Raw genomic sequence first — 26,933 nt, 5'->3', positions numbered from 1 at the left:
AGGTACGCGCCATGGCCGATGCGGCCGGACGACTGACCGCCCTCGCCGAGCAGGCGCTCGGCGTCCCGCTCCCACTGCGCATCCGCGCGTGGGACGGCAGCGAGACCGGACCGCCCGATGCCCCGGCCCTGGTCGTACGGCACCGCCGGGCGTTGCGCCGGCTGCTGTTCAAGCCCGGCGAACTCGGCCTGGCCCGTGCCTGGGTGTCCGGTGAACTCGACGTCGACGGCGACCTGTACGAGGCACTGGACCGGCTCTCCGGGCTCGTCTGGGAGCGCCCCGCCGAGGGGGGCGGGGCGTCACCGCGCCGCCTGCTCGGCCTCGCGCGCGACCCCGGGACCTACCGGCTGGCCCGCGAGGCCCTCGCCCTCGCCGGCCCCGGCCTGCCGCCGCCCCCGCCGCCGGAGGAGGTCCGCAGGCGCTCCGGGATGCTGCACAGCCCCATCCGGGACCGGCAGGCGATCAGTCACCACTACAACGTCGGCAACGACTTCTACGAGCTGGTGCTCGGCCCGTCCATGGTCTACTCGTGCGCCTACTGGGAGGGGCCCGACGCGACCCTGGAGGACGCCCAGCGGGCCAAGCTGGACCTCATCTGCCGCAAGCTGGAACTGCGGCCGGGGCAGCGGCTGCTGGACGTCGGCTGCGGCTGGGGCTCGATGGTGATGCACGCCGCCGAGCACTACGGCGTCCACGCCACCGGTGTCACGCTCTCCACCGAGCAGGCCTCCTACGCGCGCAAGCGGGTCGCCGACGCCGGGCTCGCCGACCGGATCGAGATCCGCGTGCAGGACTACCGGGCGGTCGCCGACGGGCCGTACGACGCCATCTCCTCGATCGGCATGGCCGAGCACGTGGGCCGTGAGCGCTACCGGCAGTACGCCGGGGTGCTGTACGGACTGCTGCGGCCCGGCGGGCGGCTGCTCAACCACCAGATCGGCCGCCGCCCCTGGGAGGACGAGGAGGCCTACCACGTCGACGAGTTCATCGACCGGTACGTCTTCCCCGACGGCGAGCTGGCCCCGCTCGGCTCCACCGTCTCCCGGCTGGAGGAGGCCGGGCTCGAGGTACGGGACGTGGAGGCGATCCGCGAGCACTACGCGCTGACGCTGCGGCAGTGGGTCGCCAACCTGGAGGCCCACTGGGCCGACGCCGTGCGTCTCGCCGGGGCCGGCCGCGCCCGTGTCTGGCGGCTCTACATGGCGGCGTCCGCGCTCTCCTTCGAGCAGAACCGCATCGGTGTCAACCAGGTCCTCGCCGTCCGCCCGGCCAAGGACGGCGGCTCCGGGATGCCCCGGACCCGGGCCGACTGGCTGGGCCGGGACCGGCAGGCCTGACCCGCCGCGGGGCGGGGGCCGTCGAGGACCCCCGCCCCGCGGGCGCTCGCCGCCGTCGTGCTACTCGGCCTTGATGGCCTCCAGCATGTTCAGCCGGGCCGCCCGGCGGGCCGGCCACAACGCGGCCAGGACGCCCACCAGGGCGGCCATCGCCAGGAACACCCCGATCCGGTCCCAGGGCAGGGCCAACGCGTAGCTCGGCAGGTCCCGCCGGATCAGCCCCCCGACGGCCCAGGCGAGGAACACCCCGAGGCCGAGGCCCAGCACCGCGCCGAACAGCGAGATCACCAGGGACTCCAGCCGGATCATCCGCTTGACCGCGGCACGGTCCAGACCGATCGCCCGCAGCATGCCGATCTCGTGCTTGCGCTCGAAGACCGACATCGCCAGCGTGTTGATCACACCCAGCACCGCGACCAGCACGGCCATCGCGAGCAGCCCGTAGAGGATGTTCAGGATCAGGTCGATCGTGGAGCTGATATCGCGGGAGATGTCAGCCTTGTCCTGCACCTTGATGACGGGGTTCTCGCCGAGCGCCCTCACCAGCGCGTCCTGGTTGGCCTCGTCGGCGCCGCCGGCCATCCGCACCAGCACCCGCATGTCCCCGGCCTTGGGGGTGTGCGGGGTGACCGTGGCGTTGTCCATGATCACGCCGTTGATGAGGTCGCCGCCCTCGAAGACGCCGCCGATCGTCAACCGCCCCTTGGTGCCGTCGTCGTAGCGCACCGGCAGGCTCTGCCCGGCGTGCCAGCCGCGCCGCTTCGCGGTGTCGGAGTCCACGACCATGGAGTCGCCGTGCACCGCGGCCAGGGAGCCCTGTCTGAAGTCCAGGGCGAGCAGGCGCCCGATCTGCGGGGCGTCGACGCCGGTGACCCACTCGTCCTCGCCGTCCAGCTCGGTGTGCGCGTCGCGCACCGCGCTGGAGTCGCTGACGCCTTCGGTGCCGGCGACCCGCTCGGCCACCTCGGGGGAGAGGTTCTGGCCGGTGGCCATGGTGATCTGGTAGTCGGCCTTCAGATGGGCGGCCGCCAGCTCGTCCACCGTCGTCCTCACCGAGATGGCCACCACCGTGAGGGCGGTGATCAGGGTGAGACCGATCATCAGGGCGGAGGCGGTGGCGGCGGTGCGCCGCGGGTTGCGCACCGAGTTCTGCCGGGCGAGCTTGCCCGTGACCCCGAAGGGCCGCAGCAGGGGCGCGGCCGCGGCGACCACCGGCCGGGACAGCAGCGGGGTGAGGACGAAGACGCCGACCAGCAGCAGTCCTGCGCCGCCGCCCAGGACCATGTTGCCGTTGTCCTTCATCCCCGAGCCGGCCACCACCAGGACGGCACCCGCCGCCGACAGCAGCGCGCCGAGCGTGTTGCGCAGGACCAGGCCCTTGACCGTGGCCGGGGCGTGCACGCTGCTCATCGCTGCGACCGGCGGGATCTTGGCGGCCCGGCGGGCCGGCAGCCATGCGGCGAGCACGGTGACGCCGACGCCCACCGCGAGCGCCGCCCCCGCCGTGCCGGGCTGCACGGTCAGGGTGCCGTCGGGCAGCAGCGCGCCGGCCGAGGCGAGCACCGCCCGCATCACGGCCGCGATGCCGATGCCGAGCAGGAACCCGGTGGCACCGGCCACCATGCCCACGACGAGGGCCTCGACCAGCACCGACCGGGTCACCTGCCGGCGGCTGGCGCCCACCGCGCGCAGCAGCGCCAGCTCCTTGGTGCGCTGTGCGACCAGCATCGTGAAGGTGTTGGCGATGATGAAGATCCCCACGAAGAGCGCGATGCCGGCGAAGCTGAGCAGGGTGGTGTTGAAGCTGCTGAGGTCCGAGGCGATCTGCCGCGCCTCCTCGTCCGCCAGCTTCTGGCCGGTGGAGGCGGAGGCGTCCTTGGCGTAGCGCGGCAGCAGCTTCTCGATCTCGGCCCTCAGCGCGGCCTGCGTGGTGCCGGCGGCGGCCTTGACGTCGATCTCCTCGTAGGTGCCCGGCTTGCCGAAGAGCTTCTGGGCCGTGGCGGTGTCGAAGAGCACCAGGCTGCCGCCCGCGGCGACGTTGCCGTCGTCGGTGCCGAAGACGCCGGTCACCTTCTGCCGCATCACCGGGCCGTCGATGGACATCCGGAGGATGTCGCCGACGGCGTAGCCGGTCCGTTCGGCGGTCCTGGAGTCCAGCGCGACCTCGGAGGGGCCGTGCGGGGCGCGGCCCTCGCGCATCGGGTAACGGCCCGCTCCCGTGTAGTTGCCGCCGCGGGTGGACCAGCCGTCGCCGACCAGCCGGCCCTGCTTGTCGGCGATCGCGGTGAAGCCGTTCACGGTCGCGGTGGTGGACTCGGCGCCGGGCAGCCGGCCGATCTCGTCCACCAGCCGCTGGGGGAGCGGATGGTCGGCGTCCCCGTAGGTGACGGCGACCGAGACGTCGGCGTAGCTCCTGGCGGAGGCCTTGCGGAGGGCACTGCCGATGGTGTCGGTGAACACCAGGGTGCCGGAGACGAAGGAGACGCCGAGCATCACGGCGAGCACGGTCATCAGCAGTCTGGCCTTGTGCGCGAGGACATTGCGCAGGGCGGTACGGAACATGTCAGGGCTTGTCTCTCGGTCGTGGCTCGTGGCCGGCGGCGGGGATCAGCTGGTACGGCCCTTGGCGTCGAAGCGCTTCATGCGCTCCAGCACCGTGTCCGCGGTCGGGCCGCGCAGCTCGTCGACGATCCGTCCGTCGGCGAGGAAGACCACGCGGTCCGCGTAGGAGGCGGCGACCGGGTCGTGGGTGACCATGACGACCGTCTGGCCGAGCTCCTTCACGGAGTTGCGGAGGAAGCCGAGGATCTCCGCGCCGGAACGCGAGTCGAGGTTGCCGGTGGGCTCGTCGGCGAAGATGATCTCGGGCCGGCTCGCCAGCGCCCGCGCGACGGCGACCCGCTGCTGCTGACCGCCGGACAGCTGGGACGGCCGGTGCGACAGCCGCTCGGACAGCCCGACGGTCTCGACGACCCGGTCCAGCCATTGCTGGTCGGCCCTGCGGCCGGCGATGTCCATCGGGAGCGTGATGTTCTCCGCGGCGGTGAGCGTCGGCAGCAGGTTGAACGCCTGGAAGACGAAGCCGATCTTGTCCCTGCGCAGCTTGGTGAGCTGCTTGTCCTTCAGCTCGGACAGCTCGGTGTCCCCGATCCGTGCGGAGCCGGACGAGACCGTGTCCAGGCCGGCCATGCAGTGCATCAGGGTGGACTTGCCCGAGCCCGAGGGCCCCATGATCGCGGTGAACTCGCCGGCGCGGAACTCGACCGTCACCGCGTCGAGCGCGACGACCCGGGTCTCGCCCTCCCCGTAGACCTTGCCCAGTTCGATGGCGCGGGCGGCCGTGGCCGTGGCGGTGGGGTGTGCGGTGGTGGTCACGGCACGCTGCTCCTGTCGGGACGGGGGGAGTCGATCGGACCCCTCCATCGTCCCGACGCGAGGCGTCGTCGGGATCCGTCCACATTCCGGTTCTGCAGGCCGTCCCGAGAGGTACGCGCGGACCCCCGCGTACTACTTGGGGATGACGGGAGCCCTGAGTCTTCGTCCCCGGGTGGAAGCGATTTCACGTCATATGCAGCGGGCCCGGTCCACCGCCCGCACCGCCTCGGGCCTGTGCTTTCCTTCGAGCGGTACATATCTGACTGGACGTCAGGCACCCTTAAAATCAGACAACATGACGAATCCTGGGCCCTGTTCCACCCGCCCCGCCGGATAGGCTCGTACCGCGCTCTCGCGCCGCCCAGCCCGGATGGTGGAACGCAGACACGGCGAGCTTAAACCTCGCTGCCCCTTGCGGGCGTACCGGTTCGAGTCCGGTTCCGGGCACCACGTCTGCCTGCGGCGCCGACCGGCGAAGGCGGCTGGAAAGCGCCGTACGTCCTCCATGGAGGCACGTGCACGCGGGCGCAGCAGGGAACGGATGGCGGAGCGCGAAGCGCCCGCCTCCACCGCTGGGGCGGGCGCTCCGGGGCAGCCGAACCCGTGCCGAACCGGGTCGTCGGCCACCGCGCGGCACGGCCGATCACCGTGCCGCCGCGGACTGCCCTGTCATGCAGTCCGCACACACTGAGACCGGACAGCCGGCCGAAGTGTGACGACGAACCATGCACGCGGGTGATCTGACGGATCTCTCGTCACCCGGGCACCTGCCCGACCGCCGGCCGCTGCGGGATTCATGTGGCCGTACACCCGGCCCAACCGCCGCCCGCGCCCGAGCGGCGAGCGCGCCCACCACCGCGTCGCGCGAACACGTGCGCGCCTGCCCTCGTGCCATCACCCGGTGCGCGGCACGCGGTCAGGAAGACCTCCGGGTCCGTCCTCGCGGTGAGGGCGTTCGGGTCCTCTGCGCGGATCACGGAGGCGCCGGGGCCCGCATGTGCGCCGTGGCCTTCGTCCGGCGCCGCGCCCGAGTCGCAGACCTGGAGCCGCTGAGCCCCGGTCCGAATCCCAGGCTCTCGGACCGTCCGCGCCCCGCCCGGCAGAGAGCCCGGTGGCCCTCGCCACCGGGGCCCCGAGGCCGCCCGCCGTACCCCGCGAGCGGGGAGCTTTCGAGGACTCACGGTGGGCCCGCGAGGTGACTGCTGGGCCCACCGCCTGTCGCCGGAGTCGGCGGCCACACAGTTTCGGCCAACTCGCGAAAGGTCGCGTGGCCCGACAACTGATCCGCCCCAGACGGTGGTTTGGGGCTGTGGAGGGGCGCGACGCGCCTCCCGTACCTCTTGAACGACAGTCGGTAAGGAGCCTCGTCCATGACCCGGATGAAGAAGTACGTGGCGGCCACCGTGGCAGCGGCGGCACTGCTGGGGGTGCCGACCGTGGCACACGCGCTGACCCCCGCCCAGACCGCCGGCGCGGCGACCCAGGTCGGCGCTTCGGCCGATGCTCACGCCGCCAAGGCCGGGTCCGCGAGGATCGTGCGGCCCGGTGAGCGCGTCCACGCAGCTCCCGGTGTCGATCTGTGGCTCACCAGGGACGGCAAGCACTGGACCACCCCCGACATGCCCGAAGGCCAGTTCCGCAGCGTGGTGGACGGCAACATCGACCGCGACGAGCCCAACGTGAGTCTGCAGACCGAGACGGTGGGTGACCAGTTCTTCCTGTCCGGCGTGTACGTCGCCCCGGAGACCGCCGCCAAGGTAGAGGTCGTCACCGATGACGGAACGGTCACCGGCACCGTCGTACGGCTGCCGGGACACCCGGGCTGGGGTGCCTGGTATGCCACCACGCCCACTCCCGGGCCGCTCCGGGCGCCGGTCACCCGCTACTTCCACAGCGTCACCGTCCTCGACGCCGCCAACCACCCCCTCGCCACGCTGACCATGCCGTAGCGGTGCGGACCGGCGGGGACCCGGCACCACCGGTCTTCCCGCGTGAGGGTCGATCTGCGGCTGGGCCGGCAGGCGACTGCCGGCCCAGCGCGGTCAGGGACGTGTTCCCGAAGCGTGACACCACCGCCCCGCTCAGCCCTGTTCCCGGTCCACCGGGAGCCACAGTTCGAATCGCGCTCAGCGATCGCACGGCGATCACGCCTTGATCGCGGCGGGCCCCCGAGTGGATCGTGGAGGGCGTGCACCGCACACCACCTCTGGAGGAGACATGACCGTGTTGCGCGTGAAGGCTTTCGACCACCTGGTCCTCAACGTCGCCGACGTCGAACGTTCCCTGGCCTTCTACACCGGGCCGCTCGGCCTCGAACCGGTGCGCGTCGGCGAATGGCGCGCCGGGAAGGCCCCGTTCCCGTCGGTGCGGGTCACCCCGGAGACCATCATCGACCTGGTGGCCGGGCCCCGCGGCGAGTCCAACGTCGACCACATCTGCCTCACGGTGGAGCCGCTGGACTGGGAAGAGGTCGTCGCCTCCGGGGTGTTCACGGTCCTGGAGGCCGATGTGCGGCGGTTCGGGGCGCGTGGCGAGGCGCAGTCGACCTACGTGCAGGACCCGGACGGCAACACGGTGGAACTGCGCTGGTACCCGCAGGACGCCGACGCCTGAGCGGAGTTGCGGGCGCCGCAGCTCGCGCCCGGCCCGGTTGCTAAAGTGCGCCGGTGTCCGACTCCTCGCGTGAATCCCTGGCCGGCGCCGGCTGGGAGAGCCAGCAGCCCGGCACCTACCGGGAGCTGATGCCGGCCCGGGTGGTCAACCTGTCGTGGCTGGACCCGGTGACCCTGTGGAAGGCCCGCAACGGCCCGCTCGCCTCGCTGTTCGGCGACCCGACCGGCCGGGACCGGCAGCGCTGGGTGAGCGGCCAGCGGGAGCGCGGGGCGGCCGGCGCCGATCTGGTGATCGAGCGGGACGACCCCGACACGTACTCCTTCCTCCTCCTCGGGGACACCGGCGAGGGCGACGACCCGCAGTACGCGGTCGTCCCCGGGATGCTCAAGGCGGGCGCCGGCACGCGCTACGCCGTGATCTGCAGCGATGTCCTCTACCCCGTCGGCAGCGCCAACGAGTACGACACGAAGTTCTTCCGGCCCTACCGGGACTACGACGCCCCCGTCTACGCCATCCCCGGCAACCACGACTGGTACGACGGGCTCACCGGCTTCATGCGGGTGTTCTGCCGGGCCCCTGCCCTGCCGCCCGCCCCGCGCCCGCGCGCACTGACGCGGGCCTGGTGGCGCACCCTGCTGTGGGCGAAGCCCGACGTGCCGGACGACGCCCGCGTCGACGAGGCCCGGCGGATGCGCTCCGCGCCCTCGCAGACGGCGTCCCAGCCCGGCCCGTACTGGGCGATCGACTCGGGGCCGATACGGATCATAGGCATCGACACCGGGCTGCTCGGCGACATCGACGGGGAGCAGGGGGAGTGGCTGCGCCGGGTCTCGCGCGGGCCCCGGCCCAAGATCCTCGTCACCGGTTCGCCGATCTACGTGGACGGTGAGCACCACCCCTGCGCCATCGAGGGCGGCGGCACGGTCGACGAGATCGTCCGCGACCCGGAGCGCAACTTCGTCGCCGTGATCGGCGGCGACATCCACAACTACCAGCGCTACCCGGTCGACGTGGACGGCCGCAGGATCCAGTACGTCGTCTCCGGCGGCGGGGGCGCCTTCATGCACGCCACCCACACGATCCCGCGCGTGACGGTCGGCGGCGTCACCGAGGACCGGTTCCGCTGCTACCCGATGCGCGGCGACTCCCTGACCTTCTACAGCCGGCTCTACGGCCGCCGGCTCCACCTGCGCCGGCTGTTCGACCTCACCCCGGACGAGGCGTCCGCGGTCCTCGCTCAGCGGCTCGGCGTGCCGGCCACCCGGGGCACCGGCGCCCGTGTGACCCTGCGGACCCGCTTCGTCGCGAGCGTCCTGGGCGCTCCGCCCCGTCCGGACCGCAGGCGGCGGCTGCGGTTGCCCGTCCGCCGGGTGCTCACCCGTCTGCTCTCCCCGGGCTCGGCGACGTACAGTCCGCCGTTCTTCAAGAGCTTTCTGAGGCTGGACGTCAGCCCGGCCGTCGTGCGTGTGCGGTGCTTCGCCGCCACCGGCCTGCTCGCACACGAACTCGACCCGCCGGTCGAGGACGACTTCACCATCCCTTTGCCGGCCAACGCGAAATGAGCCGGCAGGGCCTTTCCCAGGCCTGTGGGCTGCGCGCAACGCGAGGCCCGTCGCCGACGGTGATCTGCCCGAACGTGCCGGAAGCGGCGGTGCGGGGCGGCCCGCGCGCGGTGGTGCCGCGGCTACCTGTACGGACAAGTCCGGGCCTAGGCTTTTACCGTCACCTGAAGGTTCCGTCGCGTTCTGGACATCTGCGCTTCGTCAACCTTCCCCCTAAGGCTCCTAAGTTCACGGCCAAGCAATGGCAAGCAGTGAGCAACGGAGGTCGTTGTGTCCGAGGGTGTTCGCAGGGCCCGGCGGTTCGCCGCGCCGGTGGCGGCCGCAGCCGCCGCCGCGGTGGTGACCATGGTGATCAACCCGACGCTGGGTGCGTCGGCCACGGCCCCGCAGGCCGCAAGCAAGGGCAAGGCCCCGGCTGCGAAGAACGTCATCTTCATCAACGGCGACGGCATGGGTGCCGCCGCTCGGCAGGCCGCGCGCCTGCACCTGACCGGTCTGAACGGTCAGCTCGCGATGGACAAGCTCCCCTACTCGGGTCAGCTGACCACCGAGCCCGACGACCCGAAGTCCGTCGTCACCGACTCCGCCGCGGCCGCGACCGCGTGGGCGACCGGTGAGAAGACCTACAACGGCGCGATCAGCGTCGACGTGGATGGCAACCCGCTGGCCACCCTGGGCCAGCAGGCCAAGGCGGCCGGCAAGGCCACCGGTCTGGTGACGACCGCGCAGGTCACCGACGCGTCCCCGGCCGCCTTCTTCTCCAGCACAGCCAACCGGTCGGCGCAGGACGAGATCGCGCGTCAGTACATCGAGGTCAGCAAGCCCGACGTCATCCTCGGCGGCGGCGAGGACTGGTGGCTGCCCGCGGGGAGCCCCGGCGCCTTCCAGGACAAGCCCGCCGAGGACACGTCCGAGGCGAGCAAGGGCACCAAGGGTGACCTGATCAAGAAGGCCCAGAAGGCCGGCTACACCTACGTCTCCAGCGCGGACCAGCTGGACCGCGCCAAGGGCGGCAAGCTCCTCGGTCTCTTCGCCAACGAGGAGATGTTCCAGCAGCACCCCGAGGGTCAGGGCGACGTGTACAACCCGGTGGTCGGCCTGTCCACCATGACCAGCAAGGCCCTCGGCACGCTGGACAAGAACAAGAAGGGCTTCTTCCTCATGGTCGAGGAGGAGGGCGTGGACGAGTTCGCGCACAACAACAACGGCGCCCGGGTCCTGCAGTCCATGCAGGAGCTGGAGAAGACCGTCGCGGTGGCGCGCGCCTACGTGGCCACCCACCCCGACACCCTGCTGGTCGTCACCGGTGACCACGAGACCGGCGGCCTGGCCGTGGAGGAGGCCGACTCCGCCGACGAGTCCGGCGACGGCATCTCCGCCGAGGACGGTCCGTTCAGTATCCGCGGCAGCGACAAGTCGTTCTCCATCGACTGGACCACCTCCGGTCACACCGGTGTGGACGTACCCGTCACCGCGGCCGGCCCGCTCGCGAGCCGCTTCTCGGGCAAGCACGCCAACACCTACGTGCACGACGTGCTGAGCGAGATCCTTGCGACGCGTCGCTGAGCGGGGATCCACTTCCGGCGGGTGCCGGGAAGGGGCGCGGCCTCTTCCCGGCACCCGCCGTTCGTCGCCGGGCGGTGTGGCGTGCCGGGGACGGGGAAAGGCGTGGTGGCAGGCAAGGCGGGCGCCGGCAAAAGATCCTCCTTGAGGCGTAGGCGACCCGCTTTGCCATACCATTACTCTTGGTGCGGAGCCGTATCGCGCGGCCATGGAGGAGTGACAGATGAGGAGCAGCAACCCGGTCTTCTCGCGGCGTGGGTTCTCCCGCGGGGAGGGCTACGCGGGCTTCGGCGGTCAGCCGCAGGCGCAGGGTGCCCCCCAGGCGGGCGGCAACCCGTACGCGGGCACGAACCCGTACGCGGGCACGAACCCGTACGCGGGTACGACCAACCCCTACGACACCACGTACCAGGCCCCGCCGGCCGCCGCCGTGCAGACCGGCCGGATGACGATGGACGACGTCGTCATGCGCACCGCCATGACCCTGGGCACCGTGGTGCTCGGCGCGCTCGTGGCGTGGTTCGTGCTGCCGGTCTCGGAGAAGAGCTACGGCCTGGCGATCGGCGCCTCGCTCGTCGCCCTGGTCCTGGGCCTGATCCAGTCATTCAAGCGCGAGGCCTCGCCCGCGCTGATCCTCGGCTACGCGGTCTTCGAGGGCGTCTTCCTCGGCGTCTGGAGCAAGATCCTCAACTTCATGTGGCCGGGCATCCCGCTGCAGGCCGTGCTGGGGACCATGGCGGTCTTCGTCGGCATGCTGGTGGCGTACCGCACGCGCCTCATCCGGGTCACCGCCCGCTACACCCGCATCGGCATGGCGATCGCCATCGGCTTCGTCATCCTGATGTTCGTCAACCTGATCGCCGCGCTGATCGGCGGCGGTGACGGCCTTGGCCTGCGCAGCGGTGCGCTGGGCATCGTGGTCGGCGTCATCGGGATCGCGCTGGGCGCGTTCTTCCTGTCGCTGGACTTCAAGCAGATCGAGGACGGCATCCAGTACGGCGCTCCGCGCCAGGAGTCCTGGCTGGCGGCCTTCGGCCTCACGCTCTCCCTGGTCTGGATCTACCTGGAGATGCTGCGGCTGATCGCGATCCTGCGCGGCGACGACTGAGTGCGCTGACCCGTCAGGGACATTCAACGGGCCCCGGAGGCAGTGCCTTTCGGGGCCCGTTCGCATGCGCGGCAGGGGAGGCGCGTCAGCCGAACCTCCGCGCGGCCCGCCTCAGATCGTATTCGTGGACGATGGCCTTGGCGTGTCCGTAGGACAGGTCGTGCTCGCTTCGGAGCCAGCTGACTTTCTCCTCGAAGCGGAGGAATGCGGGCCCGTCGTCGACCGTGCGAAGCCATTCGCCGATCTCGCGGCCGGTGCAGTGCGGGATGTGGGAGAGCAGGTTCCGGTGGGTCTCTTCCGAGAAGGTCTGTGACATCGGCGCCTCCGGTATGCGTTCCGGTCACCCCACCGTGCCTGAGCCGTCGACCGTTGGCAACAGTGCAACGCGCTCGGTTGTGTGTACGCACCGGTAGGCTCGCGGCGTGCTGGACTGTACGACGCTCCGCGACGCCGCCGGACTCCTGGCGGCGCGATACCGTTCCCTGCCGCAGAGCCGGCTCCGTGGCGAGGTGGCCCGGGCGGGCCTGGAGCTCGCCCGTGAACTGGCCGCCCGGGCACAGCAGATCGAGTTCCCCGGACGGGAACCGCTGCTGATGCCGGACGAGGGGGTGTTCGTGATCGGCGACCAGATCTCGGTGGCCGCGAACGACCTGGCCGCCGCCCTGGAACCGCACCCGGAACTGGCGCAGGTACGCGACGCGGCCGTGTCCCGGATCAGGGACACGGCCGCGCGCTGCGGTCTGTAGGACGCGCCGGCTACAGCGAGGCGACCACCCGGTCGGCGAGCACGTAGACGGACTCCTCGCCGTAGGTGAAGGTCAGCGCGTAGCCCCCGGCGACGGCGGAGCCGCCCAGCAGGACCGGGGACTCGCCGCGGTCCAGGGCCTCGCAGAGGCGGTCGGCGGTGTCCCGGTCGCCCGGGGTCATGCACAGCGTGGTGCCGTCGGCGAAGACGTACACGTCGAGCGTGCCGAGCGGGCCGGGACGGACGTCGGCGAGCGGCATCCGCAGGTCCGCGAGTTCACAGAGGCGCTCGGCGGTCTGCTCCTGGTTCGCCACGACCGGGGCGGGGACGCCGAAGTCGGCGTCGGAGGGGTGCCGGAAGGGTGCCGGGCCGCCGGGCTCCAGGCCCGCGAGGTCGGCCTGGCGGGGCAGGAACGGGCCGTACGGCAGCACCTCGTAGTCGGTGCCCGCGGCGCCGGGAACGGGGCCGGTACCCTGGCCGCCGAAGAGCTGGGCGTCGAGCTGCGGGTCGACGAGGGACTCGCCGGACTCGCCCGTCGCATAGCCGAGAGGGGCCTCCTGGGCAGCCCAGAAGGCGCGGGCCTCGGCCAGTTCGCGCTCCCGCTCGTCGGCGAGCGCGTCGGCGACGGCCGTGCGGATGGCCTCGGCGTCCGGAGTGGTGCGCGCGGCGGGAACCGTGGCCGCCCGCTGGGCACGGGCCTCGGCCAGGTCCGCGCGCAGGGCCGCGACATCACGACGTACGCCGCGGGTGGCGAACAGCGTGGCGGAGCCGGCGGCCACGGCTGTTGCCGCACCCGTCAGCAGGACGAGGAACATGGCGCTCACTGGCGTACTCCCGACTGTGCTTTCCCGAGCCTGGCCCCCTGTACACCACCACTCTGCACCGGAATCCATGGCCTCTGCAGTGCGGAACGTCACGAAATGGGAGGGTCCAAAGTCTTGGTCCGTATGGGTGACGCACCCCTGACCTGCATAAACAACCGCCCCCGGGATTAGGTCACATCCCGGGGGCGGTTCGATTGCGACTTGTGCCTCGAACGAATGTCCGAGGGGTGGGAGAGGCGGAAGAGGCCGGAGGGGCCAGAGAAGCCGGAGGGGCCCGTTACGACAGGCGCTCGATGACCATGGCCATGCCCTGGCCGCCGCCGACGCACATGGTCTCCAGGCCGAACTGCTTGTCGTGCCACTGGAGCGAGTTGATCAGCGTGGTGGTGATGCGGGCGCCCGTCATGCCGAAGGGGTGGCCGACCGCGATCGCGCCGCCGTTGACGTTGAGCTTGTCGATGTCGACGCCCAGGTCCCGGTAGGAGGGGATGACCTGCGCCGCGAAGGCCTCGTTGATCTCGACCAGGTCGATGTCGTCGAGGGTCAGCCCGGCCCGCTTGAGGGCCTGGCGGGACGCCTCGACCGGGCCGTATCCCATGATCTCGGGGGAGAGGCCCGAGACGCCGGTGGAGACCACGCGGGCGAGCGGGGTGATACCGAGCTCGCGCGCCCTGGTGTCGCTCATGATCACCAGTGCCGCCGCGCCGTCGTTGAGCGGGCAGCAGTTGCCGGCGGTCACGGTGCCGTCGGGGCGGAAGACCGGCTTCAGGCCCTGCACGGCCTCCAGGGTGACCCCGGCGCGCGGGCCGTCGTCCTTCGCGACGACCGTGCCGTCGGGCAGCGTCACCGGGGTGATCTCGCGCTCCCAGAAGCCCTTCCTGATGGCCTCCTCGGTCAGGTTCTGCGAGCGGACGCCGAACTCGTCCTGGTCGGCGCGGGTGATCCCCTTGAGGGCCGCCAGGTTCTCCGCGGTCTGGCCCATCGCGATGTACGCGTCCGGCACCAGCCCGTCCGCGCGCGGGTCGTGCCACACTCCTCCGCCCTGCGCGGCGCGGGCCGCGGTACGGGCCTCGGCCTCGGCGAAGACCGGGTTGTGGGTGCCGGGCATGCCGTCGGAGCTGCCGCTTGCGAACCGGGAGACGGTCTCGACGCCGGCCGAGATGAAGACGTCGCCCTCGCCCGCCTTGATGGCGTGCAGCGCCATCCGGGTCGTCTGCAGCGAGGAGGAGCAGTAACGCGTGATCGTGCAGCCCGGGAGGTGGTCCATGCCCATCTGTACGGCCACGATCCGGCCCAGGTTGTGGCCCTGCTCGCCGCCGGGCAGACCGCAGCCGAGCATCAGGTCGTCGATCTCGCGCGGGTCCAGCTGCGGCACCTTGGAGAGGGCCGCCTGGATGATCGTGGCGGTCAGGTCGTCGGGACGAAGGTCCTTCAGGGACCCCTTGACGGCCCGGCCGATGGGGGAACGGGCGGCAGAGACGATCACGGCTTCGGGCATCGCGACTCCTCGACGAGGCGGCGGGGCAGGCTGGGACTCTCTGGGAAGTTACCTGTACGTAGCGGAGGGAGTCACGGCTTGGAGGCTGTGACGCGGACCTCTTTCTGAGCGCTTGCTTAGTCCATGATGGCGCATCCTCGTGGCGAACGCGCCCCCCGTGCGATGCTGGGCCGGTGAATCCGGACGACCTGGTACGGCTGCGCCGCGCCCGCGACGCGATGGACCGCGACTACGCGGACCCCCTCGACGTCACCGCGCTGGCCCGCGCGGCGCTGATGTCCCCCGGCCACTTCTCGCGCAGCTTCCGGGCCGCGTTCGGCGAGACCCCGTACAGCTACCTCATGACGCGCCGGATCGAACGCGCCAAGGCCCTGCTGCGGCGCGGCGACCTCACGGTCACCGAGGTCTGCTTCGCGGTGGGCTGCACCTCGCTCGGCTCCTTCAGCTCGCGCTTCACCGAACTCGTGGGGGAGACCCCGAGTGCGTACCGCGCCCGCGACCACGAGCCGGGCGCGGCGATCCCGGCGTGCGTCGCGAAGCGGTACACCAGACCGGTCAGGAACAAGGAAGCGAGGACCGCGGCGCGGGCCTAGCGTGGTCCGCATGGACATCACGCTGTCACAGTGCTTCATCGCCGTCGACGACCACGACAAGGCGCTTCCCTTCTACCGCGACGTCCTCGGCCTGGAGGTCCGCAACGACGTCGGGTTCGAGGGCATGCGCTGGGTGACGGTCGGCTCGCCCGACCAGCCCGGCGTGGAGATCGTCCTCGAACCGCCCCTCGCGGACCCGGGCGCGTCCGACGCGGACAGGCGGGCCATGAGCGAGCTGCTGGCCAAGGGCATGCTGCGCGGGGTCATCTTCGCCACCGGTGACGTCGACGCCACGTTCGAACGGATCCGCGACGCGGGCGGCGAGGTGCTGCAGGAGCCCATGGACCAGCCCTACGGCGTCCGGGACTGCGCCTTCCGGGACCCCTCGGGCAACCTGCTCCGCTTCACCCAGCGCAAGGCCGGCTGAAGCCGGCGGCTTCCGGGTTCCCGGCCGTCCCCGGCGTGGTGCGGGGTTCTTCGGGTGGTCGCCGCGGGGCACCCGCCGTTGCCGTCCGTGGGTTCGCTGCGCCTCCCGGCGGGCCGTCTCCCGCCGACCGCCCGCGGCAGCCGGGGGATATCACACCGTCCAGCGCAAGGCCGGGTGACACCGGCGGCCTCCGCGCCCGGGAGGGGGCGCCGCGGGGCAACCCGCCGTTGCCCTCTCCCACCCACGTGCAGGAACCCCGGACCGGCAGCCATCGGCCCAGCGCCGGGCCGCGGTGGGCGAGACCTGGGAGCGTTCGGCGGCCCGGCGCGGCGGCCGGCCGTCGTCCACGACGCAGCGGGCCAGGCGCGGTTGCCCAGTCCCGGTCAGGGTGCGTCGCGATGGGACTCAGGGGTTCTTCTGCCGGCGTGGATGTCGCCATCCACACCGAACCGGAAGGCCCTCACCCGTTCGGAATCCCTCGGCCGAGAGCTGCCTCACCCGTCCACAACCTCCCGGACGGAACACCTACTAGTTCTGGGCGGCCTCGGCCGCCGCCGTGGTGTCCGGTTCCGTCGTGTCGGGGAGGCGGCGACGGCGGCGGCGCTTGAGCAGGGCCCAGCGGCCGCGGGGGCCGGAGACCGTGCCGGCGGCCGCGGTGACCTCGGTGCCGGCCTCGCCCGCGGCTTCCGCGGCGGCCTGGGCCACCGGGAGGAAGCCCTCGCCGCGCCGGGCGTCGGGGCGCTCGTCCTCCTCGGGCCACAGCCCGACCGCGGAACACAGCGTGGGCAGCATCGCCATGGCCGCGGTCGCGTAACCCTCGGCCGAGGGGTGGTAGTTGTCCGGGCCGAACATCTCGCGGGGGCGGGACTCGAACTCGGGCCCGAGCAGGTCGCCCAGCGACACGGTGCGGCCGCCGAGGCTGACCACCGCGATGGTCTGCGCGGCCGCGAGCTGGCGGCTCAGCCGGCGGGCGATCCAGCGCAGCGGCTGGTAGACCGGCTCGATCGTGCCGAGGTCCGGGCAGGTGCCGACGATCACCTCGCAGCCGGCCTCGCGCAGTCGTCGCACCGCGTCGGACAGCAGCCGCACGGAGACGGCCAGCGGCATCCGCCGGGTCACGTCGTTCGCCCCGATCATGATCACGCACAGATCGGGTGCGGTACCGGGGACGGGCCCCAGCAGAAGATCGACCTGGCGAGCCAGGTCGTCGGACTGTGCGCCGGGGTTGGCCACGTTGACCATCCGCACCGGCCGTTCCGCCACCGCCGCCACCCCGGACGCCAGCAGCGCGCCCGGGGTCTGGCTCGCCCGGTGCACCCCCTGGCCCGCCGCCGTGGAGTCGCCCACGAGCGCCAGCACGATCGGCCGCTCGTCGGTGCTCAGCGCGAAGGCGGCGCCGTAGACGCCGTCCGCGCGGGGCGGGACGGCGTCGGAGCCGCCCACGGCCCTGCGGGCGAGCGCGCCCTCGGTCAGCAGCAGGCCGACCGCGGCGCCGCCCAGCAGGCCGATGCCGCCTCCTCCGTACGCGGCGGCCGTAGCGATCCGCCGCGCCACCCTTGCCCTGGACAACGTCCACCTCCCGCGCCGGGTCCACGGGCCCCCGCGGCCCGACCCGTACAACGATTTGTTGCCCCGTCCGATGCCCGCCGCAACCGCTGGGCGGCCCGGACTCAGGTCAGCCGCTGCTGCGCGACGAACCAGGCGAGCTGGGTGCGGTTGGCGGTTCCGGTGGACTCCATCAGGGACCGGATCCTGCGCTGCAGCGTGCGCAGGGATATCCCGAGCTGGGAGGCGATCGCCTTGTCCGGCAGCCCGGACATCAGCAGCGAGAGCAGCTGCTCGTCGAGCTCGGGGGAGCCGGGGAACTCCGGGTCCTCATCGGTCTCGCCGAGTGAGGGCATGCGCAGCGGCGTGCCGCGCAGCCAGCGGTCCTCGAAGAGCTCCAGCAGCGCGTCCACCAGCACCGAGGGGTGGAGCAGCAGCAGCCCGGCGGAGGACACCACGGACCGGTCGCGGCCGCCGGACAGCGGCAGCAGCGCCCGCTCGGCGTCGACGATCATCAGCTTCATCGGCACGCTCGGCGCCGCCCGGGCCAGCTCGCCCGGCTCGACGAAGCCCGGCATGTCGGCCGCCCCGGGGTACACCAGGGCCGTCGTCTCGTACAGCGAGCGGTACTCGACCCCGGCGGCCAGCCGCTCCTTCTGGACGACGTTGCCCGCCGCCGCGACGTACGGCGGTCGCACGAAGGTCAGCACCTCCTTGCGGGCCTCGCGTTGCAGCTGCTCGATCACGTGCTGCTGCTCCGCCTCGCCGTGGATCACCTCGGCGATCCCGCCCGGCATCACCGGCTCGGCCGGCCGTGACGGGCGCACGGCGGCGAGCGCCGTGAGCCGTTCGCGTACGGAGGCGAGGCCGGACTCCACGGCCGCCAGGCCGCTGAGCGCGGCGACGTAGTCGGCGTTGCCCGTACCCGCGTCGACGGAGTCCGGGTGTTTCTGGTCAGGCATCGCCCACCCCCCGGTTGTATAAGGCCGGTGTCGTAACTGCGACGTGTCGTGATCGCGCCACGGTGTGACTCTACAACCGGACCTTCCGGGGCGTAGGTAACGCCGATGTGAAGCGTGCGACGCCCGGTGCCGGTGGAGGCCGCCCCCCACCGGAAAACCGCTTACCCTGGCCTCACAATCACGGAGAACCCGGAGACAATGGTGCAGTTCCACGACTCGATGATCAGCCTCGTCGGCAACACCCCGCTGGTGAGGCTCAACAGCGTGACGGCAGGAATCCAGGCGACCGTCCTGGCCAAGGTCGAGTACTTCAACCCCGGCGGTTCGGTCAAGGACCGCATCGCGCTGCGGATGATCGAGGCCGCGGAGAAGAGCGGCGAACTCAAGCCCGGCGGCACGATCGTGGAGCCCACCTCGGGCAACACGGGCGTCGGCCTGGCGATCGTGGCCCAGCAGAAGGGCTACAAGTGCATCTTCGTCTGCCCGGACAAGGTCTCCACCGACAAGATCAACGTGCTGCGCGCCTACGGCGCCGAGGTCGTGGTCTGCCCCACCGCCGTGGACCCCGAGCACCCGGACTCCTACTACAACGTCTCGGACCGGCTGGTGCGCGAGACCCCGAACGCCTGGAAGCCGGACCAGTACAGCAACCCCAACAACCCGGCCTCGCACTACCACTCCACCGGTCCGGAGCTGTGGGAGCAGACCGAGGGGAAGATCACGCACTTCGTGGCGGGCGTCGGCACCGGCGGCACCATCTCCGGCACCGGCCGCTACCTGAAGGACGCCTCGGAGGGCCGGGTCAAGGTCATCGGCGCCGACCCGGAGGGCTCCGTGTACAGCGGCGGCTCCGGCCGCCCGTACCTGGTCGAGGGCGTCGGTGAGGACTTCTGGCCCACCGCCTACGACCGCACCGTCGCGGACGAGATCGTTGCGGTCTCGGACAAGGACTCCTTCCAGATGACCCGCCGCCTCGCCAAGGAGGAGGGCCTGCTCGTCGGCGGCTCCTGCGGCATGGCGGTCGTCGCGGCGCTCCGCGTGGCCGAGCGCCTCGGCCCGGACGACGTCGTGGTCGTCCTGCTGCCGGACTCCGGCCGCGGCTACCTGTCGAAGATCTTCAACGACGAGTGGATGGCCGACTACGGCTTCCTGGAGGAGGGCACCGGCCAGGCCCGCGTCTCCGACGTGCTGGACCGCAAGGACGGCGGTATCCCGCAGCTGGTGCACATGCACCCCGAGGAGACCGTCGGCCAGGCCATCGAGGTGCTGCGCGAGTACGGCGTCTCGCAGATGCCGATCGTGAAGCCGGGCGCCGGCCACCCCGACGTCATGGCCGCCGAGGTCGTAGGCTCCGTCGTGGAGCGGGAGCTGCTCGACGCGCTGTTCACCAAGCGCGCCACCCTGGACGACCCGCTGGAGCGGCACATGAGCGCGCCGCTGCCGCAGGTGGGCTCCGGCGAGCCGGTCGGCGACCTGATGGCCGTGCTGGGCTCGGCCGACGCGGCGATCGTGCTGGTCGAGGGCAAGCCGACGGGTGTGGTCAGCCGGCAGGACCTGCTCGCCTTCCTCGCCGAGGAGGCCAGGTAGCGCCGGGCCACAAGGGTTGGTGGAACTGGTACACCCACGTCACGTACGCGCAGCACGCGCTTAACACGGCTCCGGCACATTGGTGGATGTCGGCGGACGGCGCACCGGTCGCCCGGCCGACACCACGGATGTGGCGCCAAGGACCTCCGGAGCGGCTCCCGGACCTCCATGGTGACCCCAGGACGTGTGGCCCGGCCCTGATCCGGCCCGCGTCCCTCGCGGGGACCGCCGTCGTCCCGCCCCCCGGGTGACCGGGGGTGCGGCGGTTCCCGCGCAATCTGTGGAAGAGCGGCCCGCGTCCCCGCGCGGGCCGCTCTTCTGGTTGAGTGGCCGCCGTGATCAGCGCACAGACGTTCGCAGCCGTCGAGGAGTCCATACGCGCCGTGGCCGACGAAGAGGCGCTCGCCCGCTTCGGCCGCCTCGCCGAGGGCGACGTCGACGAGAAGAAGGGGCCGCTGGACCTCGTCACGGTCGCCGACCGCCGCGTCGAGGAACGCCTCACCCGTACGCTCACCGCCCTGTTGCCGGGTTCCGCCGTCATCGGCGAGGAGGCCGTGCACGCCGACCCCGCGCTGCTCGGGGCGCTGCTCGGCGACGATCCCGTCTGGATCGTCGACCCGGTCGACGGAACCTCCAACTTCGTACGCGGCGACGCCTCGTTCGTCACCCAGGTCGCCCTCGCCGCGCGCGGTGAGCTGCTCGCCTCGTGGACGTACCGGCCCGTCGACGGGATCCTCGCCACCGCCCGGCGCGGCGAGGGCGCGCACGCCGGCGGTCGGCCGCTGCGGCTGGGCACCGGCGGCGCGCAGGAGGCGGACGACGTGCTGCTGGTGGCCGGTGCCCGGCCCGTGCACCTCACCGCCGACCAGCACCGGCGGCTGTACGAACTGGGGTCCGCGCACGGCGTCAAGCCCTGGGCGAGCGGCTCCGCCGGCTGTGACTACCTCGACGTCGCGCTCGGGCGGCTCGACGCGGCCACCTACGCCTACGACAACCCCTGGGACCACTCCGCGGGCATCCTGCTGGTCGCCGAGTCGGGCGGCACGGTGCTCGGCGCGGACGGACTGCCGTTCCGCATGGCGGGCGGGCCGCTGCCCTTCGCCGCGGCACGCGACGAGACCGCGGCCCGCCGTGTGGTGGCGCTGCTGAACGCCTGACCCCGCCGGCCTGAAGGACGGCGACTCCCGTCCGTCCGTCGTCGCCGGCCGCGGTGTCGGTTGCGTTCCGGCTCGGGCCGGCTTCGAAGCAGGGTGCCGGAGCGGTCACGGTCCCGCGCCGCGGTCGGCGGGTCGCACCGCCGGTCCGGCCGCCTTGGCGAGCGTGAACGGAGCCGGCGGCACGGGAAGGTGTCCGGCGCGTCACGACCGGCCGCGCGCCCGGGGCGGGCGCCCGTCCCCGCACCCATGTGGATCGCGGTGGTGCGGCCGGCCCGGCGCCGGGGGACGCGGCCTCGGCATCGGGCGGGCCGGCCGGGTCATGCGTCGCCGACCCGTGACGCCCTTTCAGGGGCGTGTCCCGTCACCAGCGGGGACCGCTGACCGCCCGTCGCCGGGGCGGTCAGTCCTCCCAGGCGTCCGGGTCCTTGGCGCGACGAGGGGCATCGCCCCGCTCGTGGAACAGCCACCCCAGTGAATGCGCGGCGTTGACGGCGACGATGCCGACCCAGGCGACGAGGAGCCCGGGCAGATCGCCCTTTTCGGCCGCGATGGCGGACAACGGGATGGCCATGATCAGGGAGAAGGCGCCGAAGCCGTAGCGGGCGCCGAAACGGCCGCCCCCCTGGCCGCGCGCCTCCGGGCCGACCCGGCGCCCGGCGCGGGCGAACGCCGTCTGCTGCTCGGCCAGTTCGCGGCGTACCCGCCGCTCGACCTGGGAGTCGATGCGCCGGTCCATCTTCTCCAGGAAGGAGTCGATGAGGGCCGACTCGTACTCCTCCCCCAGGTCCTTGCGCGCCTGGATGGTGGCGGCGAATTCCTTCTTGAGCTCTGGGTCACGGGCGTCCATGACGCCACCGTACGGACCGATCGGCGCCGTGGCACTGGGGGAAACCCCCGAACCTTCCCGGGGTCGCCATTAGGGTCGTGCCGTGACCGGACACGCGCCACGCCTGCTGACCGCCCTCCACCACGCCCCCTCCGACCGCCCCGACGCGGTCACCGTCGACGGACGCCCCTGCTCGCGGGAGGTACTGCTCGGCGCCGCGGGCGCCTTCGCGGCCCGTGTCGTGGGTGCCCCGGCGGTCGCCGTGCACGCGGCGGCGTCCCTGGAGACGGTCGCGGCGGTCGTCGGGGGCCTGCTCGCGGGCGTCCCCGTCGTCCCGGTGCCACCCGACGCGGGACCGGCCGAGCGCGACCACATCCTGCGCGACTCCGGGGCCGTGCAGGCGCCCCCGGCCGTTCTCACCGAGCGCCGCCCCTGGGACGGCCCCGAGCCGGACCCGGACACGACGGCCCTCGTCCTGTACACCTCGGGCACCACCGGAGCGCCCAAGGGCGTGCTGGTCCCGCGCCGCGCGATCGCCGCCGACCTCGACGCCCTCGCCGGGGCCTGGGAGTGGACGCCGGAGGACACCCTCGTCCACGGCCTGCCGCTGTTCCACGTGCACGGTCTCGTGCTCGGCGTGCTCGGCGCGCTGCGCACCGGGAGTCGTCTGGTCCACACCGGTCGCCCGACACCGCAGGCGTACGCGGCGGCCGGCGGCAGTCTGTACTTCGGCGTGCCGACCGTCTGGGGCCGGGTCGCGGGGGACCCGGAGTCCGCCAGGGCGCTGAGCGGCGCCCGGCTGCTGGTCTCCGGCAGCGCGCCGCTGCCCGCGCCCGTCTTCCGCGACCTGGAGGCGCTGACCGGGCAGCGGCCGGTCGAGCGCTACGGCATGACGGAGACCCTGATCACGGTCAGCACCCGGGCGGCCGGGGAGCGGCGCCCCGGCTCCGTCGGGCTGCCGCTGCCGGGGATCCGCACCCGGATCGCCGCCGAGCCGGGCGCGGAGATCGGCGAGCTCCAGCTCACCGGGCCCACCCTCTTCGACGGCTACCTGGGGCGGCCGGAGGCGACCGCGGCCTCGTACACCGAGGACGGCTGGTTCCGCACCGGTGACATCGCGGCGATCGCGCCGGACGGCATGCACCGGATCGTCGGCCGGGCCTCCACCGACCTGATCAAGTCGGGCGGCTACCGGATCGGCGCGGGCGAGGTGGAGAACGCCCTGCTGGACCACCCCGCGGTGCGCGAGGCGGCCGTGGTGGGCGCCCCGCACGCCGACCTCGGCCAGGAGATCGTGGCCTATGTGGTGGCGGACGGGGTCGGCGAACGCGAGCTGATCGACTTCGTGGCCGGGCACCTTTCGGTGCACAAGCGCCCGCGCAAGGTCCGCTTCCTGACGGAGCTGCCGCGCAACGCGATGGGCAAGCCGCAGAAGAAGCTGCTGCCGCCCGCGTGAACCGGCGCCTTGCCCTCCTGCATGGAATCATGCAGAGTCATCGGCACATGAATGGCCGAGCGGAGAGGGCGCCATGGCCACCGAGAACGCCACCGGAGCCGACGGGACCGACACCGCGTCGGCGCGCCTGGTGAAGCTGTTCGAAGCGCACCGGCTCACGCCCACCCAGCGCCGCATCGCCCACTGCCTCGTCCGGCGGGCCGCCGACGCGCCCTTCCTGTCCAGTGTCGAGGTCGCCGAACTGGCCGGGGTCAGCCAGCCCTCCGTGACCCGCTTCGCCGTCGCGCTCGGCTTCGACGGCTACCCCGCGCTCCGCCGCCACCTGCGCGAGGTCGCCCCCGCCGCGGTGCCCCCCGGGCAGCCGGCCGGCGACACGTACAACGAGTACCAGGAAGCCGTGCAGGCGGAGATCGAGAACCTGCGGCACCTCGCCGCGCTGCTCGCCGACCCCGCCCCCGTCGCCCGCGCGGGCGCCCTGCTCGCCGCGTCACGGCCGCTGCCCGTGCTCGGGCTGCGGGCAGCGGCCGCCCAGGCCCGCGGCTTCGGCTACTTCGCGGCCAAGGTGCACCCCGACGTCCGCCTCCTCGACGAGGGCGGCAGCATGCTCGCCGACCGCGTCGACGCGGCCGTGCGGGCCGGGGCGAGCGCCCTGCTGTGCTTCGCGCTGCCCCGGCATCCGCGCGAGGTGGTCGAGGCGCTGGAGTACGCCCGCTCCGTGGGGCTGACCGTCGTCACCGTCGCCGACAGCGCCTTCGCGCCGGTCGCCGCCCACTCCGACGTCCTCCTCCCGGCGGCCGTCGGCACCGGGCTCGCCTTCGACACCGCGTGCGCGCCGATGCTGCTCGGCCGGGTGCTGCTGGAGGCGATGTGCGACGGGCTGCCGGACGCGCAGGCGCGGCTGGAGGAGTTCGACGCCAAGGCCGCGGCGCAGGGCCTGTTCGTGGAGTGATCCGGGGCCGGGCCGGGCCCGGCCGCCGGGTCAGGCGCGCGCCCCATCGGCCTGGGCGACCCCGAGCACGACGATGATGGCCTGCACCGGGCACGCCACCGCGGCCCGCCGGACGCGCTCGTGCTGGTCCTCCGGGACGGCCGGGACGTACCGCAGGGCCTCCTCCGCGTGCGGCACGAAGACCTCGGGAGCGAGGTGCGCACTGCGCGCGGGCCCGGCAGCGATCGAGGCCGACCACGATGTTCCTACGCACCACTCCAGCCCCGAAGGCCCACGCCCTCAGCGGTGGCACCGCCTCCGGGGCCCCGCATGCGCCGCGGTTCTCACGGAATTTTGATGTGCCGTGAGTAACCTCCCTCCCCAGCACTCTCGGAACGAGCCGTGAAGGAGGAGACAGCGGTGGTGCGCGGAGCGTATGTGCTGGCACGGGTGGCGGTCCTGGTGCGGGTGCCGGCGCGGTGGCTGTGGTGGCTGGGGGTCGTGGCGGCGGGCGTCGGGGTCTTCGTGCCCGGACTGACCGGCCGCCGGATCGGAGTGCTGGGCGGGGCGGCGCTCTTCGTGGTCGCCGCGGTGGTGGCCTTCCTGGCGCGTCGGCGGCGGTACACCGCGCTCGCGGAGACGGCCGTGCGCGCGCCCCGCGGCGTCTTCCTGCAGGACCGCCGGGTCACGGCGCGCGCCTGGGTCCGGGCCCGGCGGTGGTGGCTGCTCGGGGCGTTCGTGGCGGCCCTCGCGTCCGGCATGGCCGCGCCCGCGGCGGCGGGGATGCTGCTCGCCGGTGCCGGGGCGGGGCTGTGGGCCAAGGCGGTGAGCCTGGGGCGCTGGGAGCGGGCGCACGAGACGCTGCTGTGGGTCCGGCCCGAGCACGCGGGACGCGGCCCCGCCGCCCCGTCCGTCCCCGGGTACGAGGCCACCGGGCCCGTGGCCGGCGACGCGGGCCCCGGCGGGTCCCCGCGCCGTCGCGCCGTGACGGCCCGCTGACCCGTCCGGGCGACCGGCCGGGGTGACCGTCCCGCGGTCGCGTCGCCCAGCGGCCGCTCAGCCGCCGCTCTCCCGGACGAGGTCCTCGACGGTCTGGGCGCGACGCAGGGTGCGGAAGGCCGGGCCGGGCCCGGAGTAGCCGTGGACGGCGGGGCGGGGCAGGGAGTTGTACGCGAAGTGCGTCGAGAAGTAGTACGCCCCCGTGTCGGGCAGTGCCACGAGGTCGCCCTCCGCGAGCAGCGGCAGTTCGCGCGCCGCGGCGACGAGGTCGCCCGCGAAGCAGCACGGCCCGGCGACGTCCTGGACCACCGGGGCGCCCCCCTTGGGGCGCCCCTTCGGGTCGAGCGCCAGCACCCGCAGCGGCCAGGCGCCGGGCGCGAAGACGGTGCGGGTGGCGACCTGGGCGCCGGCGTGCGTCACGGCGATCGCGCGACCGCCGGCGGTCTTGGCGTACTCCACGCGCGCCAGGATCGTGCCCTGCTTGGCCACCAGTGACCGCCCGAACTCCGTGACCAGCGCGTACCGCCCGGCGAAGAGCCCGGGCACGGCGGCGCGGAGCGCGTCGGCGTAGGCGCGGAAGCCCGGCCGGACCTCGTCGGAGGCGAAGTTGACCGGCAGACCGCCGCCGATGTCGAGGGTGGTGACCTGCCGGCGCCCGGCCGCCGCGTTGATCCGCTCGGCGAGCTCGTACACGGCGCGGACACCGGCCGCCATCAACTCCAGGGGCACGCCCTGCGACCCGGTGTGGGTGTGCAGCCGGGTGAGCCAGGGCCGGTCGAGGTAGGCGCGGACCACCCAGTCCGCCGCGCCCTCGTCGCGCAGGGCGACGCCGAACTTCGACGTGGCGGTGGCCGTGCTCATCGCGCCGATGCGGCCCGCGCCGACCTGGGGGTTGACCCGCAGGCCCAGCGGGGCGTCGGTGGTGCCGGGCGGCACGAGCCGGTCCAGCCGCGCCAGTTCCTGCGGGTTGTCGGCGTTGAGGGCGATGCCGAGGGCGAGTGCCTTCCGCAGCTCGTCCGGGGTCTTGGCGGGAGAGTCCAGCACGATCCTCCCGGCGGGTACGCCCGCGGCCTGTGCTAGGGCCAGCTCGCCGGGGCTGGCGACCTCCGCGCCGACGCCCTCCTCGGACAGCAGCCGCAGCACCGGCACCAGGGAGGCCGCCTTGACCGCGAAGGTGTGCGTGACCTCCACCCCGGGCGTCGCGAAGGCCGCCCGCAGATCGGCGGCGGCCGCCCGGACCCCGTCCAGGTCCAGCAGCCCGACCACGGGTTCGTCCGGGCCGACCAGCCCCTGTTCGACCGCCGCGCGCAGTGCCCGTCCCCGTCGTGCCGCCGGTTCCTCCGTCATACGGCCATCGTGTCAGCCCGGGCCCGCGAGCGGCTGGGTCCCAGCGAGTGCGCGTGACGCCCGCGCCGGGGCGCCGGAGGGTTCCTGCGGGCGGGTGCCCCGGGCAGTCGCTCCGCGGCAGGCGCCGGGGTACCGGGGGCCGCCGTGCGGGTGGGCGGGCGCCCGGGCCGGTCATGTTTCGCCCGCACGCCGTTCAGTGCGCGTTGCCTCCGGTGCGGCGGCCGTCCTGCGCCGCTGTCCGCCCGGCTCGCTCCGGTCGGTTCGGGGCGCCCAGTCCCTCCGGGTCAGGTGTGCGCCCCGGTGGCGGGCAGTGCGGGGCGTCGGCGTCGACCCCGGGGTCCGGCCCCGGCGGGTCCGTTGCCGGCTCGTCCGAGGCGGTGACCCTGCCGTGTGCGACGTCCGCGCCGCAGGTGTCGGGGGCCGCCCGGGCCCGGTCCTGCGGTCCGCTCACGCCGTTCAGTGCGTTGCCCGCGGCGGGGCG

At 73.1% G+C, this 26,933-nt stretch carries 24 protein-coding genes, 1 tRNA gene and 1 pseudogene; 15 read left to right on the top strand and 11 right to left on the bottom strand.

The genetic code is table 11. The features are described 5' to 3' along the window. Nucleotides 1-11: 11 nt before the first annotated feature. Nucleotides 12-1,337 (top strand): class I SAM-dependent methyltransferase, encoded by a 1,326-nt coding sequence (locus tag AC3EUJ_RS18965; protein ID WP_431962795.1) that lies wholly within the window; start codon nucleotides 12-14, stop codon nucleotides 1,335-1,337. A 60-nt stretch (nucleotides 1,338-1,397) separates the two neighbouring features. On the opposite strand, the gene AC3EUJ_RS18960 is transcribed toward AC3EUJ_RS18965, so the two are convergent. Both AC3EUJ_RS18960 and AC3EUJ_RS18955 read right to left on the bottom strand, forming a co-directional pair. Then, on the bottom strand, nucleotides 1,398-3,899 hold the full coding sequence (locus tag AC3EUJ_RS18960; protein ID WP_431962793.1) for an ABC transporter permease: 2,502 nt from the start codon (nucleotides 3,897-3,899) through the stop codon (nucleotides 1,398-1,400). A gap of 45 nt (nucleotides 3,900-3,944) precedes the next feature. Next, nucleotides 3,945-4,760 (bottom strand): ABC transporter ATP-binding protein, encoded by an 816-nt coding sequence (locus AC3EUJ_RS18955; protein WP_431962791.1) that lies wholly within the window; start codon nucleotides 4,758-4,760, stop codon nucleotides 3,945-3,947. 316 nt (nucleotides 4,761-5,076) lie between these two features. On the opposite strand from AC3EUJ_RS18955, the gene AC3EUJ_RS18950 reads away from it, so the two are divergent. The 6 genes from AC3EUJ_RS18950 (at nucleotide 5,077) to AC3EUJ_RS18925 (ending at nucleotide 11,558) form a co-directional block, all read left to right on the top strand. Continuing rightward, nucleotides 5,077-5,162 (top strand) — tRNA-Leu (locus AC3EUJ_RS18950). A gap of 920 nt (nucleotides 5,163-6,082) precedes the next feature. Further along, on the top strand, nucleotides 6,083-6,661 hold the full coding sequence (locus AC3EUJ_RS18945) for a hypothetical protein (protein ID WP_431962789.1): 579 nt from the start codon (nucleotides 6,083-6,085) through the stop codon (nucleotides 6,659-6,661). A 268-nt stretch (nucleotides 6,662-6,929) separates the two neighbouring features. Continuing rightward, nucleotides 6,930-7,325 (top strand): VOC family protein, encoded by a 396-nt coding sequence (locus AC3EUJ_RS18940; protein WP_431962787.1) that lies wholly within the window; start codon nucleotides 6,930-6,932, stop codon nucleotides 7,323-7,325. Between the two features lie 53 nt (nucleotides 7,326-7,378). Continuing rightward, the gene (locus AC3EUJ_RS18935) at nucleotides 7,379-8,887 is read left to right on the top strand and encodes a metallophosphoesterase family protein (protein ID WP_431962785.1); all 1,509 of its coding nucleotides are present in this window, start codon (nucleotides 7,379-7,381) and stop codon (nucleotides 8,885-8,887) included. 270 nt (nucleotides 8,888-9,157) lie between these two features. Further along, nucleotides 9,158-10,453, top strand: coding sequence for an alkaline phosphatase (locus AC3EUJ_RS18930; protein WP_431962783.1), 1,296 nt, complete (start codon nucleotides 9,158-9,160; stop codon nucleotides 10,451-10,453). 220 nt (nucleotides 10,454-10,673) lie between these two features. After that, nucleotides 10,674-11,558 carry a Bax inhibitor-1/YccA family protein gene (locus tag AC3EUJ_RS18925; protein WP_431962781.1) on the top strand — a complete coding sequence of 295 codons (885 nt, stop codon included), beginning with the start codon at nucleotides 10,674-10,676 and terminating at the stop codon, nucleotides 11,556-11,558. 85 nt (nucleotides 11,559-11,643) lie between these two features. Here AC3EUJ_RS18925 and AC3EUJ_RS18920 read toward each other — a convergent pair whose 3' ends face one another. Next, nucleotides 11,644-11,874: a DUF4287 domain-containing protein gene (locus AC3EUJ_RS18920; RefSeq protein WP_319161564.1), complete on the bottom strand. Its 231-nt coding sequence runs from the start codon at nucleotides 11,872-11,874 to the stop codon at nucleotides 11,644-11,646. Between the two features lie 106 nt (nucleotides 11,875-11,980). Between AC3EUJ_RS18920 and AC3EUJ_RS18915 the strand changes: the two genes are divergently transcribed. Next, a complete protein-coding gene (locus AC3EUJ_RS18915) occupies nucleotides 11,981-12,304 on the top strand; it encodes a hypothetical protein (RefSeq protein ID WP_431962779.1) in 324 nt (107 codons plus the stop codon). Between the two features lie 10 nt (nucleotides 12,305-12,314). Here AC3EUJ_RS18915 and AC3EUJ_RS18910 read toward each other — a convergent pair whose 3' ends face one another. Both AC3EUJ_RS18910 and AC3EUJ_RS18905 read right to left on the bottom strand, forming a co-directional pair. Further along, nucleotides 12,315-13,127 carry a hypothetical protein gene (locus AC3EUJ_RS18910; RefSeq protein WP_431962777.1) on the bottom strand — a complete coding sequence of 271 codons (813 nt, stop codon included), beginning with the start codon at nucleotides 13,125-13,127 and terminating at the stop codon, nucleotides 12,315-12,317. A gap of 277 nt (nucleotides 13,128-13,404) precedes the next feature. Continuing rightward, complete coding sequence (locus AC3EUJ_RS18905; RefSeq protein ID WP_431962775.1) at nucleotides 13,405-14,625, bottom strand: acetyl-CoA C-acetyltransferase; 1,221 nt, start codon at nucleotides 14,623-14,625, stop codon at nucleotides 13,405-13,407. Nucleotides 14,626-14,798: 173 nt separating this feature from the next. Between AC3EUJ_RS18905 and AC3EUJ_RS18900 the strand changes: the two genes are divergently transcribed. Both AC3EUJ_RS18900 and AC3EUJ_RS18895 read left to right on the top strand, forming a co-directional pair. Continuing rightward, entirely contained in the window at nucleotides 14,799-15,218 is a 420-nt protein-coding gene (locus AC3EUJ_RS18900) for a helix-turn-helix transcriptional regulator (RefSeq protein WP_431962773.1), read from the top strand. 10 nt (nucleotides 15,219-15,228) lie between these two features. Then, entirely contained in the window at nucleotides 15,229-15,645 is a 417-nt protein-coding gene (locus tag AC3EUJ_RS18895) for a VOC family protein (RefSeq protein WP_431962771.1), read from the top strand. A 249-nt stretch (nucleotides 15,646-15,894) separates the two neighbouring features. On the opposite strand, the pseudogene AC3EUJ_RS18890 reads toward AC3EUJ_RS18895, so the two are convergent. The 3 genes and pseudogenes from AC3EUJ_RS18890 to AC3EUJ_RS18880 all read right to left on the bottom strand — a co-directional run. Then, nucleotides 15,895-16,032: pseudogene (locus AC3EUJ_RS18890) on the bottom strand (IS481 family transposase); the annotation flags it as partial. A 141-nt stretch (nucleotides 16,033-16,173) separates the two neighbouring features. Continuing rightward, on the bottom strand, nucleotides 16,174-17,199 hold the full coding sequence (locus tag AC3EUJ_RS18885) for an SGNH/GDSL hydrolase family protein (RefSeq protein ID WP_431962904.1): 1,026 nt from the start codon (nucleotides 17,197-17,199) through the stop codon (nucleotides 16,174-16,176). Between the two features lie 116 nt (nucleotides 17,200-17,315). Continuing rightward, nucleotides 17,316-18,152, bottom strand: coding sequence for a helix-turn-helix transcriptional regulator (locus AC3EUJ_RS18880; protein WP_431962770.1), 837 nt, complete (start codon nucleotides 18,150-18,152; stop codon nucleotides 17,316-17,318). Between the two features lie 201 nt (nucleotides 18,153-18,353). Between AC3EUJ_RS18880 and AC3EUJ_RS18875 the strand changes: the two genes are divergently transcribed. Together AC3EUJ_RS18875 and AC3EUJ_RS18870 are read left to right on the top strand one after the other, a co-directional pair. After that, on the top strand, nucleotides 18,354-19,739 hold the full coding sequence (locus AC3EUJ_RS18875; RefSeq protein ID WP_431962902.1) for a cystathionine beta-synthase: 1,386 nt from the start codon (nucleotides 18,354-18,356) through the stop codon (nucleotides 19,737-19,739). A gap of 335 nt (nucleotides 19,740-20,074) precedes the next feature. Then, nucleotides 20,075-20,896 (top strand): inositol monophosphatase family protein, encoded by an 822-nt coding sequence (locus AC3EUJ_RS18870; protein ID WP_431962768.1) that lies wholly within the window; start codon nucleotides 20,075-20,077, stop codon nucleotides 20,894-20,896. Nucleotides 20,897-21,296: 400 nt separating this feature from the next. Here AC3EUJ_RS18870 and AC3EUJ_RS18865 read toward each other — a convergent pair whose 3' ends face one another. Beyond that, nucleotides 21,297-21,743, bottom strand: a complete 447-nt coding sequence (locus AC3EUJ_RS18865; RefSeq protein WP_431962766.1) for a hypothetical protein — start codon at nucleotides 21,741-21,743, stop codon at nucleotides 21,297-21,299. An 82-nt stretch (nucleotides 21,744-21,825) separates the two neighbouring features. On the opposite strand from AC3EUJ_RS18865, the gene AC3EUJ_RS18860 reads away from it, so the two are divergent. Both AC3EUJ_RS18860 and AC3EUJ_RS18855 read left to right on the top strand, forming a co-directional pair. Next, nucleotides 21,826-23,178 (top strand): AMP-binding protein, encoded by a 1,353-nt coding sequence (locus AC3EUJ_RS18860; protein WP_431962764.1) that lies wholly within the window; start codon nucleotides 21,826-21,828, stop codon nucleotides 23,176-23,178. A 73-nt stretch (nucleotides 23,179-23,251) separates the two neighbouring features. Next, nucleotides 23,252-24,127 carry a MurR/RpiR family transcriptional regulator gene (locus AC3EUJ_RS18855; RefSeq protein ID WP_431962762.1) on the top strand — a complete coding sequence of 292 codons (876 nt, stop codon included), beginning with the start codon at nucleotides 23,252-23,254 and terminating at the stop codon, nucleotides 24,125-24,127. A gap of 30 nt (nucleotides 24,128-24,157) precedes the next feature. Here the strand turns inward: AC3EUJ_RS18855 and AC3EUJ_RS18850 are convergent, their stop codons facing one another. Further along, nucleotides 24,158-24,304 (bottom strand): ferredoxin, encoded by a 147-nt coding sequence (locus AC3EUJ_RS18850; RefSeq protein ID WP_431962760.1) that lies wholly within the window; start codon nucleotides 24,302-24,304, stop codon nucleotides 24,158-24,160. A gap of 222 nt (nucleotides 24,305-24,526) precedes the next feature. Between AC3EUJ_RS18850 and AC3EUJ_RS18845 the strand changes: the two genes are divergently transcribed. Then, nucleotides 24,527-25,105 (top strand): hypothetical protein, encoded by a 579-nt coding sequence (locus tag AC3EUJ_RS18845; RefSeq protein ID WP_431962758.1) that lies wholly within the window; start codon nucleotides 24,527-24,529, stop codon nucleotides 25,103-25,105. Between the two features lie 57 nt (nucleotides 25,106-25,162). Here AC3EUJ_RS18845 and AC3EUJ_RS18840 read toward each other — a convergent pair whose 3' ends face one another. Continuing rightward, the gene (locus tag AC3EUJ_RS18840) at nucleotides 25,163-26,452 is read right to left on the bottom strand and encodes a type III PLP-dependent enzyme domain-containing protein (RefSeq protein WP_431962756.1); all 1,290 of its coding nucleotides are present in this window, start codon (nucleotides 26,450-26,452) and stop codon (nucleotides 25,163-25,165) included. Between the last annotated feature and the right edge of the window lie 481 nt (nucleotides 26,453-26,933).

The sequence above is a fragment of the Actinacidiphila sp. bgisy160 genome, from assembly GCF_057707815.1.
The sequence above is the reverse complement of the archived record's forward strand: the minus strand, read 5'-3'. Positions and strand labels throughout refer to the sequence as shown.